13 protein-coding genes and 1 pseudogene are annotated in these 15,449 nt (G+C 66.4%); 5 read left to right on the plus strand and 9 right to left on the minus strand.

Going from position 1 to position 15,449, the window contains the following annotated elements:
- Positions 1-47 precede the first annotated feature (47 nt).
- On the plus strand, positions 48-395 hold the full coding sequence (locus ACT2BZ_RS14265) for a DUF1491 family protein (RefSeq protein ID WP_457935798.1): 348 nt from the start codon (positions 48-50) through the stop codon (positions 393-395).
- Here ACT2BZ_RS14265 and ACT2BZ_RS14270 read toward each other — a convergent pair.
- The 9 genes and pseudogenes from ACT2BZ_RS14270 to ACT2BZ_RS14310 all read right to left on the minus strand — a co-directional run.
- A complete protein-coding gene (locus ACT2BZ_RS14270) occupies positions 373-1,356 on the minus strand; it encodes a DUF2336 domain-containing protein (protein WP_457935799.1) in 984 nt (327 codons plus the stop codon). The genes ACT2BZ_RS14265 and ACT2BZ_RS14270 overlap by 23 nt on opposite strands.
- 402 nt (positions 1,357-1,758) lie before the next feature.
- Complete coding sequence (locus ACT2BZ_RS14275; protein WP_457935800.1) at positions 1,759-2,301, minus strand: DUF1254 domain-containing protein; 543 nt, start codon at positions 2,299-2,301, stop codon at positions 1,759-1,761.
- Positions 2,294-2,878 (minus strand): DUF1214 domain-containing protein, encoded by a 585-nt coding sequence (locus ACT2BZ_RS14280; protein WP_457935801.1) that lies wholly within the window; start codon positions 2,876-2,878, stop codon positions 2,294-2,296. The genes ACT2BZ_RS14275 and ACT2BZ_RS14280 overlap by 8 nt, the downstream gene beginning before the upstream one ends.
- 102 nt (positions 2,879-2,980) lie before the next feature.
- The gene (locus ACT2BZ_RS14285) at positions 2,981-5,125 is read right to left on the minus strand and encodes a transglycosylase domain-containing protein (protein WP_457935802.1); all 2,145 of its coding nucleotides are present in this window, start codon (positions 5,123-5,125) and stop codon (positions 2,981-2,983) included.
- Between the two features lie 217 nt (positions 5,126-5,342).
- Complete coding sequence (locus ACT2BZ_RS14290) at positions 5,343-5,972, minus strand: glutathione S-transferase family protein (RefSeq protein WP_457935803.1); 630 nt, start codon at positions 5,970-5,972, stop codon at positions 5,343-5,345.
- On the minus strand, positions 5,969-6,457 hold the full coding sequence (locus ACT2BZ_RS14295; protein ID WP_457935804.1) for an SRPBCC family protein: 489 nt from the start codon (positions 6,455-6,457) through the stop codon (positions 5,969-5,971). The genes ACT2BZ_RS14290 and ACT2BZ_RS14295 overlap by 4 nt, the downstream gene beginning before the upstream one ends.
- Complete coding sequence (locus tag ACT2BZ_RS14300) at positions 6,438-6,776, minus strand: ArsR/SmtB family transcription factor (protein ID WP_457935805.1); 339 nt, start codon at positions 6,774-6,776, stop codon at positions 6,438-6,440. Before ACT2BZ_RS14300 ends, ACT2BZ_RS14295 begins: the two co-directional genes overlap by 20 nt.
- 107 nt (positions 6,777-6,883) lie before the next feature.
- A complete protein-coding gene (locus ACT2BZ_RS14305) occupies positions 6,884-10,093 on the minus strand; it encodes an EAL domain-containing protein (protein WP_457935806.1) in 3,210 nt (1,069 codons plus the stop codon).
- Between the two features lie 335 nt (positions 10,094-10,428).
- A pseudogene (locus tag ACT2BZ_RS14310) lies at positions 10,429-10,743 on the minus strand (hypothetical protein); the annotation flags it as partial.
- A 232-nt stretch (positions 10,744-10,975) separates the two neighbouring features.
- Between ACT2BZ_RS14310 and ACT2BZ_RS14315 the strand changes: the two are divergent.
- From ACT2BZ_RS14315 to ACT2BZ_RS14330, 4 genes are all read left to right on the plus strand, one after another.
- Entirely contained in the window at positions 10,976-11,476 is a 501-nt protein-coding gene (locus ACT2BZ_RS14315) for a hypothetical protein (RefSeq protein ID WP_457935807.1), read from the plus strand.
- Positions 11,430-12,686 (plus strand): DNA-packaging protein, encoded by a 1,257-nt coding sequence (locus ACT2BZ_RS14320; protein WP_457941325.1) that lies wholly within the window; start codon positions 11,430-11,432, stop codon positions 12,684-12,686. Before ACT2BZ_RS14315 ends, ACT2BZ_RS14320 begins: the two co-directional genes overlap by 47 nt.
- Positions 12,687-12,996: 310 nt before the next feature.
- Positions 12,997-14,175 carry a phage portal protein gene (locus ACT2BZ_RS14325; RefSeq protein ID WP_457935808.1) on the plus strand — a complete coding sequence of 393 codons (1,179 nt, stop codon included), beginning with the start codon at positions 12,997-12,999 and terminating at the stop codon, positions 14,173-14,175.
- Between the two features lie 83 nt (positions 14,176-14,258).
- The gene (locus tag ACT2BZ_RS14330) at positions 14,259-15,317 is read left to right on the plus strand and encodes an alpha/beta fold hydrolase (protein ID WP_457935809.1); all 1,059 of its coding nucleotides are present in this window, start codon (positions 14,259-14,261) and stop codon (positions 15,315-15,317) included.
- The last annotated feature ends 132 nt before the right edge of the window (positions 15,318-15,449 follow it).

The raw sequence follows: 15,449 nt of genomic DNA on the forward strand, positions 1-15,449 counted from the left end.
CCTGGCATGGCTCGAAGGGGCATGCGCTCCATCTGGCGGGACCGGCCATGCGACTGACCACGGATTTCTGGGTATCGGCCCTCGTGAAGAGGGTTTTCGGCGCCGGCGGTTTCGCGGCGATCATCCGCCGTGGCTCGCCCGAGGCCGGCGCCGTGTTCCTCGTCGTGCGCGACAGGATGGGCGGCGCAGCGCTCTACGCCCCCGCACCCCAAACCAGCTATGACAGCGCGAAGCCGGACGAGCGGATTTTCCAGCACATCGACACCGGCGAGGAATTAGGCGCCGCCGATCTGAGGCTGGAGAAGGAAGCCCGCTTCGATCCTGACATCTGGGTGGTGGAAATTGAGCCCGGCGCGGTACCGGTCGAAGAGCTTATTTCGCTGCCGAAAGAATGACGCCACGATCCTTCGCGGGGACAGAAGCGGCGCCGGCAGGCAAAGGGTCGACAACCTCCTGCCGCCATGCGGCAACGCGTTCGAGCGCCGTCTCGTGCCGAAGATCGCGATAGGTCGCCGCAAACAGCCGGACCTTCTCGGCCTGCGGGAAGTGCGACGGGTATGTCGCCGCAGCAATCAGGAAAGCCTGCTCGACGTCGAGATCGAGCGCGCGCAGCGCCGTCAGGAGCCTGGCGTGGCTCGTGGGCAGAAGCACGCTGCCGGCTTGTGCGAAGTCGAGTTCCAGCGTGTCGGCGAGCGCCGTCTGGAAAAGCACCGGGCTGCCACTGAGCGCAGTGTCTCGCAGCCGCTCATAGGGCGTGCGGCTGCTGGCGGGCGCGGCGATCCTGCTGCCATATGCAGGATCCGGCCGCATCATCGAGCGCAGCCTGCGGCGCGCATTGTCGGCGGCTTCGCCCTGTGCGACCGGGGCGGGCGTTGTTCCCGTCTCGCCTGCCGGTGCCGGTGACGGTTGCAATGCTTCGGGCTCGCGGCGATGCAGTGCCGGCTGCCGCGTCAGCAGCGCCGCCAGGCTGGCAATTGCCGGATGCAGGTCGGGACGACGGGCGATCGCCCGCGCGTGGCCGGCGCCATGCCGGCTGATCAGCGTGATGAGGTCGGTGTCGGTCAGCGCCTTGGAGCGGATGAGGAGCGGCGCGGCGACGTCGACGGTCTCGTCGCAGAGCCGCCTGACGAGGGCAGGAGGAGGGGACTGGCAGTCGCTCAGCGCGGCAGCCATGTAGCGGCGCGCTTCCACTGAGACGAGGTTGAAGAGGGGGAGGGCGAGGTCTTCGATCTGGACGATATCGCGCCGGGACGGGCGCGTCAGCGAGCAGAAGGCCGATGTGGCCGCACGGAACAGGCGGTCGGCCTTGCCGGCCTCGCCCTTGATCGTGATCTGCCTGAAATCGGAAGATGACACTGCTTGAAAACGCCTGACACTTTACGCACGAAACATGGGAGGAAAAACGGCCCCGAAAGGCCCGTCACCACCCGCTGGAAGGTCAAATTAGCGGCGATCCGTTAAAGTGCTGTTAACCGTCTGCTGGCCTTATGGAGGAGGAGGCGTTGCGTACCTGCTCCGGTCAAACCGAGAGGGAATCGCCAGTCATGGGCAGCGTAGTGTCATTTTCGCCGCGAAATGCGGCAGTCACCAGAAACCCGCCACCCCCCGGAACGACGGGATCCGTGGTCATCTTTCCAGGCATCAGATACGAGCGGGCGACCAGCCTCGAGCCGGTCGACAAGGCGGGCCGCGCCAATGCTGCCGAGCCACGCCGCGACAAGCCGGCGCCGCACCACTAGGCCAAGGACCCCGGAGCGATCAGCTCCGCGAGCAGGCGAGGTTGCGCAGGAAGCGCGTGGCGGTCGGCTGCCAGCTGATGTCGGGGACGAAGCTGCGCACCACGACGATGCCCTGACCGACGGGCGCCTCGACCAGAATGGAATTGCGGAACTCTTCCGGCAGCTGCTTGCGCGTCTCGATCATCTGCGCGGCGCTGAGCACGACGACATCGAGCTGCCCCGTATCGGTCGCCCTGTCGGTGAAGGCATAGACGTTCTGGCCGCCGCGATTGTAGATCGACACCGACCAGTAGGGGACGTTGCCCGGCGTATGGACACGCACCGGCCCGTCCGACAGGTCGAAGCGGCAGGCACTGGCATAAAACAGCGGATCGAGCGACCTGACGATCGGCACCTCGCCGGCGGCAGCGTCGATGCGCACCGGCTTGTAGTAGTCGGCGGCTTCGGCAAGCCGGGCCCAGGCGTCGCGATCGGAGAAATGCGGCAGGAGCAGGAGCACCGAGATGTGCACGATCGCCGCGCCGACCAGTGCCACAAGGGCTGCGTAGAGCAGTCTAACCATTGCAGCCTGCGTTGATGATTGCGGGGAGCTCGATGTCGGAGACGCCGGTGCTGCTGGCGATCGGCGTGTCGTAGAAGGTCAGCACCAGGCTCATGCGGCCTTCTCCCGACAGCGCCAGCCAGTTGCCGGGGCTGGGGTTGGTGCCGGCCGTGATGACGACCGAATTGTCGGGCTTTCTGAGCAACTGGTAGGAATGCAGCGCGCTCGGGCGCAGCTTTCGCGACTCGATGATGGCGTCGTTGGCATCGGCCGCGTAGATGGTCCAGAAGCGGGCAGGCGGCACCGCTCCCTCGATCGTGTAGCTGCATTCGCGGCGCAGCGGGTCGCCGGCCGTATCGCGCTGCGCCGTGAAGGTCAGGCCCTCGGCGCGGCCGAGCGCCAGCACGCCTTCGCGCGCGATTCTCGCCTTGGCGTAGGGATCGGCGTCCGGCGTGCCGATTTCGGGAAAGGCGGTCCAGCGCCCGACGGTGACCGCGCCGACGCTTTCCTTGGCGTTCAGCATGTACCAGACGCTGGCGCCGCCCCCGAGCACCGCGATGCAGATAACGATGAAGATGGTGAGGACTGTTTTCAGCATGGTCCGCCGGAGAAGTGGTGCCGCTCCGATACCGTGCGGCGAGCCGTGATGGCAAGCAGGTTCGCCCGGAAGCGGCGGCCGGCCCTGCGGGAGAGGGCGCCGTTACAGCGCCGAAAGCGTTTCGGGCGTGGGCGGCGCCTCGATGGGCGGGGCGTTGCGGAAGGCATCGGCGATGCTGCGAAGGGCACGCGTCGTGGCGCTGGACAGGACCGGGCGCTGTTCGAAATTGCCGGTGTTCTCCTCGTCCGCCTTCTTCGCCGCCTTTGCGGCCACCTTCTCGTCGACGAAGGGATTTTCGATGCCCGGGATCGGCTTGAGGTCGACATTCTGGTGCGCATAGGTCATCAGCCGCTTCCACACCATCGCCGGCAGCGAGCCGCCGGTCATGCGCCGCGTGGTGCTGAAATCGTCATTGCCGAGCCAGACGGCGGCCAGGTAGTTGCCGGTGAAGCCGACGAACCAGGCATCGCGGTAGGATTGCGTGGTGCCGGTCTTGCCGGCGGCGCGAATGTTGGGAAGCGCTGCCCGGCGCGCCGTACCGATCTCCGGGATCTGCACCAGGATGGAATTCATCGAGCGGACCGCCTGGTCCGACAGAACGCGCTTCGGCTTCGGCGCGTCGCGCTCGTAGTCGTAGATGACGTCGCCCCTGCGGCTGATCACCTGGGTGATGCCGTGGCGCATGCCGGCGTAGCCGTTGTTCTGGAAGACGCTGTAGCCGGTGGCCTGGTCCATCACCGTCATGCCCGACGTGCCGAGCACCATGGTCTTGTGCAGGGAGAGGATCGATTCGACGCCGAAGGACTCGGCCAGCGCCTTGATCGGCCCGGTGTGGAGGAAGTCCTTGGCGAGCCGGACCGGCACGGTGTTGATCGACTTGACCAGCGCGGTGGTTAGATCCATGCCGCCATTGTAGCTGCGGGCGTAATTCTTGGGCGACCAGCCGCCCCACGAGATCGGCCCGTCGTCGATGCGCGATTCCGGCGTGAAGCCGTTTTCCATGGCGGTGGCATAGACATAGGGCTTGAAGGACGAGCCGGTTTGCCGCAGCGCGCTGGTGGCGCGGTTGAACTGGCTCTTGCCGTAGTCGGTGCCGCCGACGATGGCGCGCACCGCGCCGCCGGCTTCCATGACCACGATGGCGCCCTCGGTGACGCCGTATTCGACGCCGTGCTGGCGCAGGTTGTATTCCAGCGATTCAGCCGTGGCGCGCTGGATGTTCATGTCGATGGTGGTCTTGGCGATCATCGAGCGAACGCCGGAACGGGCGGTCAGCCGCTTGACCTCCTCGAAGGCCCAGTCGAGGAAGTAGTCGGGGCTCTTGCGGTCGTCGCGGTCGACGATGGTGGCCGGATGCAGCCTGGCCGACAGGACCTGGCCCTCGGTCATGAAGCCGCCCTGCACCATGTTGGTGAGCACCACGTTGGCGCGCGCACGCGCCGCCGGCAGGTTGACGTGCGGCGCGTATTTGGCCGGCGCCTTGAACAGGCCCGCCAGCATCGCTGATTCGGCCAGGTTGAGATCCTTGACCGACTTGCCGAAGTAGAAGTCGGAAGCCGCCGTGATGCCGAAGGTGCCGCCGCCCATATAGGCGCGGTCGAGATAGAACTGCAGGATTTCCTTCTTCGACAGGTTGCACTCGAGCCAGATGGCGAGGAAGGCTTCCTTGACCTTGCGCTCGATGGTGCGCTCGTTGGTGAGGAAGAGGTTCTTGGCCAGCTGCTGGGTGAGGCTCGAGCCGCCCTGGACGACCGAGTTGGCGCGCAGGTTTTCGCCCATCGCGCGGATCAGGCCGAGGAAGTCGATGCCGTAATGCTCGAAGAAGCGGCGGTCTTCCGTCGCCAGCACCGCCTTGATGAAATGGTCGGGCATGTCGTCGACCGGCACCGACTCACGCTGGATGATGCCGCGCTGGCCGATCTCGTTACCCTGGCGGTCGAGAAAGGTGACTGCGAAATCGTCCTGGGCGCGCCAGTTGCGCGCGGTTTCCTCGAAGGCCGGGAGCGCCAGCGCCAGCATGATGATGGAGCCCACGACGCCCATCGTGAAGCCCTCGCTGGCCAGTTCGAAGAATCCGCGCCGCCAGCCGTAGAAGCGGAAACGCCGCGAGAAGATGGTGAGCGATTCCCAGATTTCGCTCGCCTTGAAGCCGGCCTCGTAGAGGGTCGAATCGATCCACGCATCGATCGCGAGCAGCCGTGTGGCCTTCGGACGAGGTCGTTTGCGCGTTTCGTTGGGACTTACCATTCAGCAATGCGTCCGATGCGGGGCTTGCTTTCGAGCGTGACGAGCCTTGCGGCATTCTCAGGGCGTCGAGCGCAAGCGCCTTGATAGAGGGTCTTGTTCCCGATTTTTCCAGGCACGACAAGGACAATAGCGGCTTTTGCGGCCGTTAGACACAAATTCCCTAGCGCTATGGCAATTTGGTGACGCTGCGGGAGATGCAGCGCCACAGGGGAGCGATTCAGGCCGCCGAGGCCTGCGCCGATTGGGGGAATGGCGCGCGCCAGGCCGGCAGCGCCTCAAGCCGCGCGTGCCAGTCTCGGATCGACGGGAAGCCGTCGAGCGGCATCGCCGACTGCTCGGCGAAGGGCAGCGTGACGGCCAGCGCGAAATCCGCGATCGTCAGGGGGTCGTCGAGCAGGAATTGCCGTCCGGAGAGATGGTCGTCGAGGATTTTCGCCGAGGCCAGGAAGGGCGGGGTGGCCGCGGCGAGGGCTGCCGGGTCCGGATCGCCGAGGCCGATCGCCGGCCTGATGATATGCTCGAAGTAGAAGGCGCCGGCATGCGGCTTGAAATGCTCGGAATCCCAGCTCAGCCACCGCAATACGTCGGACTGTGCGACCCCCTGCGGCCACAGGTCCGAGCCGGCGAGCAATGCCAGGCGCATCATGATGGCGTTCGATTCCCACAGGGACTTTCCGCCCTCCGACAGGACGGGCACGCGTGCGCCGGGATTGATGGCGAGAAAGGCGGGCGACCTGTGCTCGCCTGCCTTGAGGTCGACGGCGACGAACTCGACCGGCGAATCGAGATAGCGCGCCACCGCGCAGGCCTTGTAGGAGTGGAGGGTGGGGGCATAGTAGAGCTTCATCGCACCGCACTCCTTGCTCTGGCAGGCCGCCGGGCCCTGGCGAGATAGCGGTCGAGGTCGGCAAAGGAGCTGCTCCATCCCTCCTCGTGCCCGTCGCGGGAGGCCTTGCTTTCGAAGCCGGTCTGGCGAAGCACCATCTTGGTCTTGCCTGCCAGTTCGGTGAACAGCACGGTGACAAGCGTCTCGGGGCTGGTGCCGCCGTGGCCGTCCTCCCAAGCGTGGGTGAAGACCAGTTTTTCGGGCGGCACGACCTCGCGGTAGGTGCCGCGCACCCAGTGCTCGGTGCCATTGGGTTCACGCAGGCAGACGCGGTACTTGCCGCCGGGCGTGGCTGAGAAATAGTCCTGCGAGGAGGTGAACCCCTCCGGGCCCGACCAGCGCGCGAGATGGTCGGGGTCGGTCCACGCCTCGAAAACGAGGGCGCGCGGCGCATCGAAGACGCGGGTGATGGTGAGTTCGCTGGCGTCACTTGGCATTGTCGGCATCCTTTTTCTGGATTTCGGCGAGGTATTGGTCGAGCCGGTCGAAGCTCGGCTCCCAGAACTTCCGGTATTGGTCGACCCAGTCTGAGACCTGCTTGAGCGGCGCGGTCTCGAGCCGGCGCGGCCTGAACTGCGCGGTCCTGGCCTGCGATATCAGCCCGGCCTTTTCGAGCACTTTGAGATGTTTCGAGATGGCCGGCTGGCTGAGCGCGAATGGAGCCGCCAGATCGGTGACGGAAGCCTCGCCTTCCGCCAGCCGGGCGAGGATGGCACGGCGGGTCGGATCGGCGAGCGCCGAAAGGGTGGTGCTGATGGCGTCCATTTATATATCCAATTAGTTATATTACTAGTTGGCTATATAATAGGCCAGGCAGAACGTCAAGAGACAGCGTTGGACTGCCTCGCACGGCGTGCCGATGCTGACCCGGATCAGGCCGCCGACGAGCGTTTCAGGGATCTGGGGGAAAGGTGGGGGCGGGGGATCGTGCCGAGAATGTCCCGCTCGTGCCGGTGAACGAAGGCGATGGCTTCGTCGGCAGATTGCGGCCTGGCATAGGCGAAGCCCTGCACATTGTCGCAGCCCATTTCGCGCAGCATGTCGACTTCCTCGGGCAGTTCCGCGCCTTCGGCCACCGCCGTCATGTTGAGCCCGCGCGTCAATGCGATGATGCCGCTCAGCAACTCGCGCGCATGCACCGACTGCGTGGCGCCGCTGATGAAGATGCGGTCGATCTTGAGCTTCTTGAACGGCAATTGCCTGAGGTAGCCCAGCGAGGAGTAGCCGGTGCCGAAATCGTCGAGGGCAAGGGTAACGCCAAGCCCGTGCAACCGCTCCAGCACCTGTCGGACCTGGCCCTCGGTATGGTCGGCAAGCAGGGTTTCGGTCAGTTCGAGGCACAGCAACGACGGCTCGAGCCCGGTCTCTTCGAGCAGTGCCGCGACGTCGGCGGCGAAATCGGAGCGCCAGATCTGCGCGGCCGAGACATTGACCGCCATCTGTCGCGGCGCTTCGCCGGCATCGATCCAGGCCTTGGCCTGGTGCACCGCCTCGCGCAGCACCCAAAGACCGACGTCGCAGATCAGGTGCGAGGATTCTGCGATCGGGATGAACTCCGTGGGCGAAACCAGGCCGCGTTCGGGATGATCCCAGCGCAACAGTGCTTCGAAGCCGGTGACGTGACCGGTGTCGAGCTGCACCTGCGGCTGGTAGTGGACGAAGAGGCCCTTGCCCTCGCTGACCGTCTTCCTGAGGTCCTGTGAAAGTGCAAGCCGGTTACGTACCAGGTCAGACAGTCCGGCGTTGAAGAACTCGAAGCGGCCGCGGCCGGACTCCTTGGCCTGATAGAGGGCCAGATCGGCGTTGCGCATGAGGTCGGTGCTGTTGCGGCCGTCGGTCGGGATGAGGGCGATCCCGATGCTGGTTTCCACCGATACCTCGCCGCTGTCGAGCTGGATCGAGCCGCTGAGCAGCGTGTTGATGCGCTGTGCAATCTTCTCGATGCTCTTGCGGCCGGTCGAGCGCGGCAGCACGACGGCGAACTCGTCGCCGCCGAGCCGCGCCAGGAAATTGTTCTCGGGCAGGGCGGCCGCAAGCAGCCGCGCGACCTTCTTCAGCATCTCGTCGCCGGCATCGTGGCCGAGCGCGTCGTTGACCTCCTTGAAGCGATCGAGATCGAGCAGCAGCAGCGCGCCGTTGACCGGCGCCTTGTTGTTGGAGAGGATCGCGCGCTCCAGTTCGAGATGGAAGCGGGCGCGGTTGGGCAGGCCGGTCAGCGCGTCGAAATAGGCGAGCTGTTCGAGCTGTTCCTCCGCGCTCTTGCGCTCGGTAATGTCCTGGATGGTGCCCTTGAAGCCGATGAGGGCGCCGCTCTTGTCGCGGATGGCCTTGGAGATGATCGCGAAGTCGACGATCGTGCCGTCGCCGCGCCGCGCCTTGACGTCGACGCTCTTGGTAGTTCCGGTGCGGGCGACTTCCGACTGCGTCGCACGAAGGCGCGACAGGCTGTCCTCGTAGTAGTCTGCCATCACGTCGTCGTAGCGCGTCTCGTAGGTCGCCGGGTCACGGCGCAGCAGCGCATAGGTCTCCGGCGCCCACCACAGGTGCGTATCGCCAAGCATGTAGCTCCAGTCACCGATCTTGCCGATCTGCTGCGCCTCGACGAGCTGCCTGGTGCGGATCTTGAGGCGCGCCTCGGTTCTGGCCAGGTTCTGCTTGTTGATTTCTTCCCCGGTGACATCGGACCCCGTACCGCGGAAGCCGAGGAACCGGCCTTCGTCGTCGAACCGTGGCGCGCCGCTGAGGCGGAAGTGAAACGGGCTGCCGTCGGGCGCCGTCATGTGCAGCAGCACGCTCCGGAACTGCTCGGGGCTGGGACTGCCGTCGGGAGCGATCATCAGCCCTTCTAGGATCCTGCCGTCCTCTTCGGGAAGCGTAATCTCCAGAAGCGAGTTGCCCACGACAAGCGCCGGATGGATGCGAGCGTGGGATTGCGCCGTCTCGCTGACGAAGCTCAGCCGGTGGTCTGGACCGGTTTCCCAGCACCAATCCGAGGCGATGGAGGTGAAATCGCGGAAACGCGCCTCGCTTTCGGCGAGCTGCAGCTTCGCCCGGTGCTGCTCAGTGACGTCGCGGTGGACCGAAACCCAGCCGCCGCCGGCAAGCGGGGTCGTCGTGAAGGCAACGATGCGGCCGGTCGAAACATGAAAGGTCTGGTCGATCGCTCCGCTGGAAGGATCGAGCCGGTGGACGATCTCCGTCGCAGTCTCGATCTGGCTCTTCGGCATGGTGCCGTTGGCGAGCATGTAGGCGAGGAGTTCGTCGACATGCACGCCGGGGACTGCGACGCCCGGCGGCAAGCCGTAGAATTCCGAGTAGAGATCGTTGCAGACGATCAACCGGCCGTCGCGATCGAACATGGTGAGGCCGTGCGCCATGTTGTAGATCGCGCCTTCGAACAGTAGATGCTTGGCACGCAGCTCGTCTTCCCGCTCGCGGTCCTCCGTGATGTCCCGGTCGACGCCCAGAAATTTCGCTGTTCCGTCGGCGCCGCGCGTGCAGGCGCAAACGGAACTGACATGGCGTACGGCGCCGTCCGGACGGACAATGCGGAAGGAGGTTTCGAGCCGCGACCCGGACTGCATGGCCTTGTGTGCTGCCTCGATCGCGCCGGCCGCGTCGTCCGGATGCAGGCTCTGCTGCCAAGTGGAAAACGGGAATTCAGCGCCGCCCTTTCCCGCAAAGCCGTAGATCGCGGCCAGTGCCTCGTCGCAGGTGAAGGTGCGCTTGTCGAGATCGACCTCCCAGATGCCGACGCCCGATGTCTTCAGCGCCATTTCAAGCCGCTGCGTCAGCGCTTCGACCGCCTGCCGCGCCTCCTTGAGGTGGGTGATGTCGGTGTCGGTGCCCAGCACCCGCACCGCGGTGCCGTCGTCGTCCCAGCTCACCGCGCGGCCGCGGCTCGAGATCCAGATCCAGCGTCCGTCAAGGCGGCGCTCGCGGTATTCGAACGACACCACATCGCTGCCGATCTTGTAGTGGCTGTTGAAGCTGCGGACGTGCTCGATATCGTCCGGGTGGACGCGTGTTTCCCAGCTCTCATGCATGTTGACGGACGGCTCGCCGATCGGAAAGCCGCGCATCTTTTCCAGCTGTCGGAATAGAACCGGGTGTTGTTGCGCGCATCGACTTCCCAGACGCCGTGCCCCGCAGCCTCGATGGCGTGGCGCCAGGTGCTCTCGCGCTTGATGAGGCTTTCGTGCCGGACGGCGATGTCGTCCACGTCGGCGACCTGCACGGTCCATCCGGTGCGGTTGGCCGACAGGAAGGCGAGACCGAAGAAGCTCGACCCGTCGCGCTTCAGGAAGGGCTGCGGGTAGCCCGATTCAAGCACCGCCAGGCAATCGGGTCCGCTGTAGCAGCCGGACTCCAGCAGCGCGTCGAGCGTCCTGCCGGCAAGTTCGTCCTCGGACCGGCCGAACATCTCGGCGGCGGCGGAATTGGCGTTGGTGATGACGAGCTTGTTGTCGCATTGCAGGGTGGCGAGGGCCAGCGCGGCGATATCCTGCGCGATTTTTGCTTGCGGGGTCTTGTCTCTACCTTGCATGGGCTTCCCGGCTTCGTGGGCGGCCCGGGCCCACACTTTTATTATTATTGCCGACATGATTAGCCGACGGAGCGTTAAGCTTTTCGCAACAAGCGATATGACGCGGGGGAAGGGACGTGAGGGTTGCGCTTGATCTCTCGGGGGCGCGGGCCAAGCCCAGGATGACGGAGGCGGGCCGGCCAACATGCCAACAGGGGGCAGACTTTCCGCAAGCAGATAGGAAAATAATCCTTGACACCGTCACGGTGGTTTGGTAGTGTCTCGCTATCGTCGGAAAAGTGTGAGTGGCGCAAGCCAGATGGCTGGGCAGCATCCTCGGGTGCGGCCCGCTGTCCTGCCCGGTATCGCCGCACTGCGGCGGAGACCAAAGCCTCGTCTGCGCGCCGGCTCATCCAGCATCAAGGAATCGAAAAAGACCATGCCGGCTTCCAGGCCCAGTGCCCAGCGGCGCGCGCTGCGCGCTATGGCCGAGGGGGCAAGGCCGTCCATGCCGTTGCTTGCCGATGCCGCCAATCGCTCGCTGGCGAGCCTGCGGCGGGAGGCCGAGCGCGACGGCTGGCGGCTCGACCGTCCCCTGATAGGCGACGTGCTCGAACGCATCCGCATTCTCGCCAACATGCTGCTGGAGCGGCTGGAGGAGGTGACGCGCGCCGCACTCGAGGGCGGCGGTCGCATCGACAAGGCCGAGATCGAGGCGATCATCTCGCTGACGCGCAGCCTCGAAAAGATCGTCGAAATAACCCGGCCGGAAGAAGCCGCCAGGGACAACCAGATCGCACAGGATGAAGAACTGGCAGCCATGCTTCAGGCCATCAACGACAAGATCATCGAGCTCGCGTGGGAGATCGCTCGCGAAATTCTTGAACAGGACGGTGGGGACGGCGGGCACGCCGCTCTTCGTCGGCCAGTGGCTCCTTAGCGCGCGGGCAAAGCAGTACCCGCTGCTGCATCCGGTCGCCGCGACCTGGCTGGTGACGGGCGGGCGCGGCGCGGGCAAGACGCGGCTGGGGGCGGAATGGGTCAATGCGCTGGTGCGCGGCCTGCCGCCCTTCACGCCGGAGAGGCTGCGCTACGGCCAGATCGCGCTGGTGGGCGAGACGCTGGGCGACGTGCGCGAGGTGATGATCGACGGGCCGTCGGGCATCCGCACCATTTCGCGCGGCAACCGCCCGCGTTTCGAGGCGACGCGGCGCCGGCTGCTGTGGAACAACGGGGCGGTGGCGCAGATGTTTTCCTCGGAAGATCCCGAGAGTCTGCGCGGGCCGCAATTCGACGCCGCCTGGTGCGACGAGGCGGCGAAGTGGAAACATGCCGAGGCGGCGTTCGACATGCTGCAGTTCGGCCTGCGGCTGGGGCGGATGCCGCGCCAGCTGATCACCACGACGCCGAGGCCGACGCGGCTGATCAAGCGGCTGCTGGCCGATCGCACGGTGATGCGCACGGTGATGCCGACCGCCGAGAACCGGCAGAACCTGGCGCCGGGTTTCCTGGGTGCCGTCGAGGCGCGCTATGGCGGCTCGGTGCTGGCGCGCCAGGAACTGATGGGCGAGCTGATCGAGGACCGCGAGGACGCGCTGTGGTCGCGCGCCATGATCGAGGAGGCACGGCTTGCGGATGCGCCGGAGCTTGGCCGCATCGTCGTGGCGGTGGACCCGCCGGCGAGCGCGCGCAGGACGTCGGACGCCTGCGGCATCATTGCCGCGGGACTGGACGGTTCCGGCAATGCGGTGGTGATCGAAGACGCGACGCTGCGGGCGGCCCGGCCGCAGGACTGGGCGGCGCGGGCGGTGGCGCTCTATCATCGGCTGCAGGCCGACTGCCTGGTGGCCGAGGTGAACCAGGGCGGCGACATGGTGACGGCGGTGATCCGCACCGTCGATCCGGCGGTGCCGGTGAAGGCGGTGCGCGCCAACCGCGGAAAATGGCTGCGCGCCGAGCCGGTGGCGGCCCTCTATGCGCAGGGCCGGGTAAGGCATGCCGGGCGCTTTGCCGAACTGGAAGACGAGATGTGCGATTTCGGCCCCAACGGCCTGTCCGCCGGCCGCTCGCCCGACCGCGTCGATGCTCTGGTCTGGGCGGTCGGGGAGCTGATGCCGGGCAGGGTGGGGGAGCCGAGGATAAGGTGGTGAGGTGGTGAATGGTGAATGGGGGTCCGGGCGGACCGTTGTGGCCTGATCCACTTCGGAGCCGGAGCAACGTTTCGCACTACCATTTTCCCATTCACCATTCACCGCCACCGCTGCACGGCGCCCCCTCTGGCCTGCCGGCCATCTCCCCCACGGGTGGGGAGATTGGCAGCTTCGACGGTTTCGCCAGTTGCCGGGGTTTTGAGTTGTGCGCGGCGGAAGTGAGAGCCGATCTCCCCCCATGTGGGGGAGATGTCCGGCAGGACAGAGGGGGGCGCGACAGGCGCAGCCTCGCAACGATTGGGACATGCTCATGAACCTGAACTGGCCGTGGCGGCGCACCGTGCCGCCCGAGAAGAAGCACGCGCAGGGTTTTGTCGCGCTGCATGCGCAGGGCGAGGCGCGCTGGACGCGGCGCGACTATGCCGCCCTTGCCCGCGAGGGTTTTTTGCGCAATCCCGTCGTGCACCGCTCGGTGCGGCTGATCGCCGAGACGGCGTCGGCCATTCCCTGGCTGCTCTACGAGGGCGCCGAGGAGCGCGACACGCATCCGCTGCTGGCACTGCTCGAGCGGCCGAACCAGCGCCAGGCGGGCGCCTCGTTTCTCGAAATGCTCTACGGCCACCTGCTGCTCTCGGGCAACGCCTATGCCGAACTGATCGAGGCGGCGGGCGGCACGCGCGAGCTGCACCTGCTGCGCCCCGACCGGGTGACGGTGGCGACCGATGCGGCCGGCTGGCCGACGGCGCTCGACTACAGGCAGAACAATGCCAGGCGCTCCGTGCCGCTCGCGGCGGCAGGCCATGCCGGCGGCGCGCTGCATCTGTCGCTGTTCCACCCGCTCGACGACCACTACGGCCTGGCGCCGCTGGAGGCGGCGCTCATGGCGCTCGACACGCACAATGCGGCGGGCCGCTGGAACAAGGCGCTGCTCGACAATTCGGCGCGGCCGTCCGGTGCGCTTGTCTATGCGCCGAAGGAGGGCGGCAATCTCTCCGACGAGCAGTTCGACCGGCTGAAGGCCGAGCTCGAGGACGGCTATTCCGGCGCGACACGGGCCGGGCGGCCGCTGCTGCTCGACGGCGGGCTCGACTGGAAGGCGATGGGCCTGACGCCCAAGGACATGGATTTTGTCGAGGCCAAGAACGGCGCGGCGCGCGACATTGCGCTCGCCTTCGGCGTGCCGCCGATGCTGCTCGGCATTCCGGGCGACAACACCTATGCCAACTACCAGGAGGCCAATCGCGCCTTCTACCGCATGACCGTGCTGCCTCTGGTGGCGCGCACCGCCAAGGAGCTGTCGGCCTGGCTGGCGCCCGAGTTCGGCGAAGGGCTGAGGCTCTGGTACGACGCCGACAGCGTCGACGGCCTGTCGGCCGAACGCGAGGTGCTGTGGGCGAGGGTCGGCGCGGCGGCGTTCCTGACGGATGACGAGAAGCGCGCGGCGGTGGGGTACGGGCCGGCCGAGGATCGGGTTCCTGCGGGTGCCTGACGCGCCGGCGAGGCGGGTTCGTCAAGGCGAAGGCGCGGCGGTGGCAGCTTGTTCACGGTCTTTCCGCCGCGTTATGATGAGGCATGAGACGCAACCAGAAGATCGGGTTCTGCACCTCCGCGGACGGCACGCGCATTGCCATGGCCTCGTGCGGCGAGGGGCCGGTGATCCTGCGGGCGGCGCACTGGCTGAGCCATGTCGACTACGACCTGGAAAGCCCGGTCTACCGGCCCTGGGTCAACGCCCTGTCGGCGCAGAACCGGTTCATCCGCTACGATCCGCGCGGCTGCGGCCTTTCGGACCGTCACGTGAGCGACCTGTCGATCGACGCCTGGCACGCGGACATGGACGCGGTCGCGGCATCGATCGAGGATCCGCGCTTCGTTCTGCTCGGGATTTCGCAGGGCGGCGCCCTGGCCATCGCCTATGCCGTGCGTCACCCGGAGCGGGTCTCGCATCTGGTGCTGATGAACGCCTATGGCCAAGGGGCACGCGTTCGAGCCCAGACGGACGCGGAACGCCTGGAAGCCGAAACGCTGGTCAATTTCGTGCGCATCGGCTGGGGACGCGAGAACCCGGCCTTCTGCCAGTTCTTCACCAACCTATTCATTCCGGGCGGCACCCCGGAACAGCACCGCTGGTGGGGCGATCTCGAACGGGTGACGGCGACACCCGAGGTGGCCGCGGAGCTCCTGTCGCACATGCAGGGGATCGATGTGCTCGACCTGGCAGCGACGCTTGACGTGCCGACGCTGATCGCGCACTGCCGGGGCGACATGCGCGCGCCCTTCGAGCAAGGCTGCAAGCTGGCCGCGACGATCCCCGGTGCGCGTTTCGTGCCGCTGGACAGCAGCAACCACGTCTTGCTGCCGGACGAGCCGGCATGGGAGGTGTTTCACCGTGAGCTTGCGAGTTTTCTCGGCCAGGACAAGGCGGCGAGGCCACAGGCGCTGCGCGACGCGGGCCTGACGCCCTCGGAGACCGAGATACTCGAGCTCGTCGCCCAGGGTCTCGACAACCGCGCCATCGCCGAGCGCCTCGGAAAGAGCGCAAAGACGGTGCGCAACCAGCTTTCGACCGTCTTTTCGAAGCTCGGCGTGCACAGTCGCGCACAGGCGATCGTCATGGCCCTGTCGGACTAGGCGGCGCGGATTTGCCTGCGCCGGGACATTGGTCCCGGAATATCGGCCCTTTTTCCATCCCGCCCGGGACGGTTGCCACATTCGCCCGGGAACCGGCGGACGCATCCTCGCTCCATGAACGGCATCTCGCCG

Source organism: Mesorhizobium sp. 10J20-29, assembly GCF_054130485.1.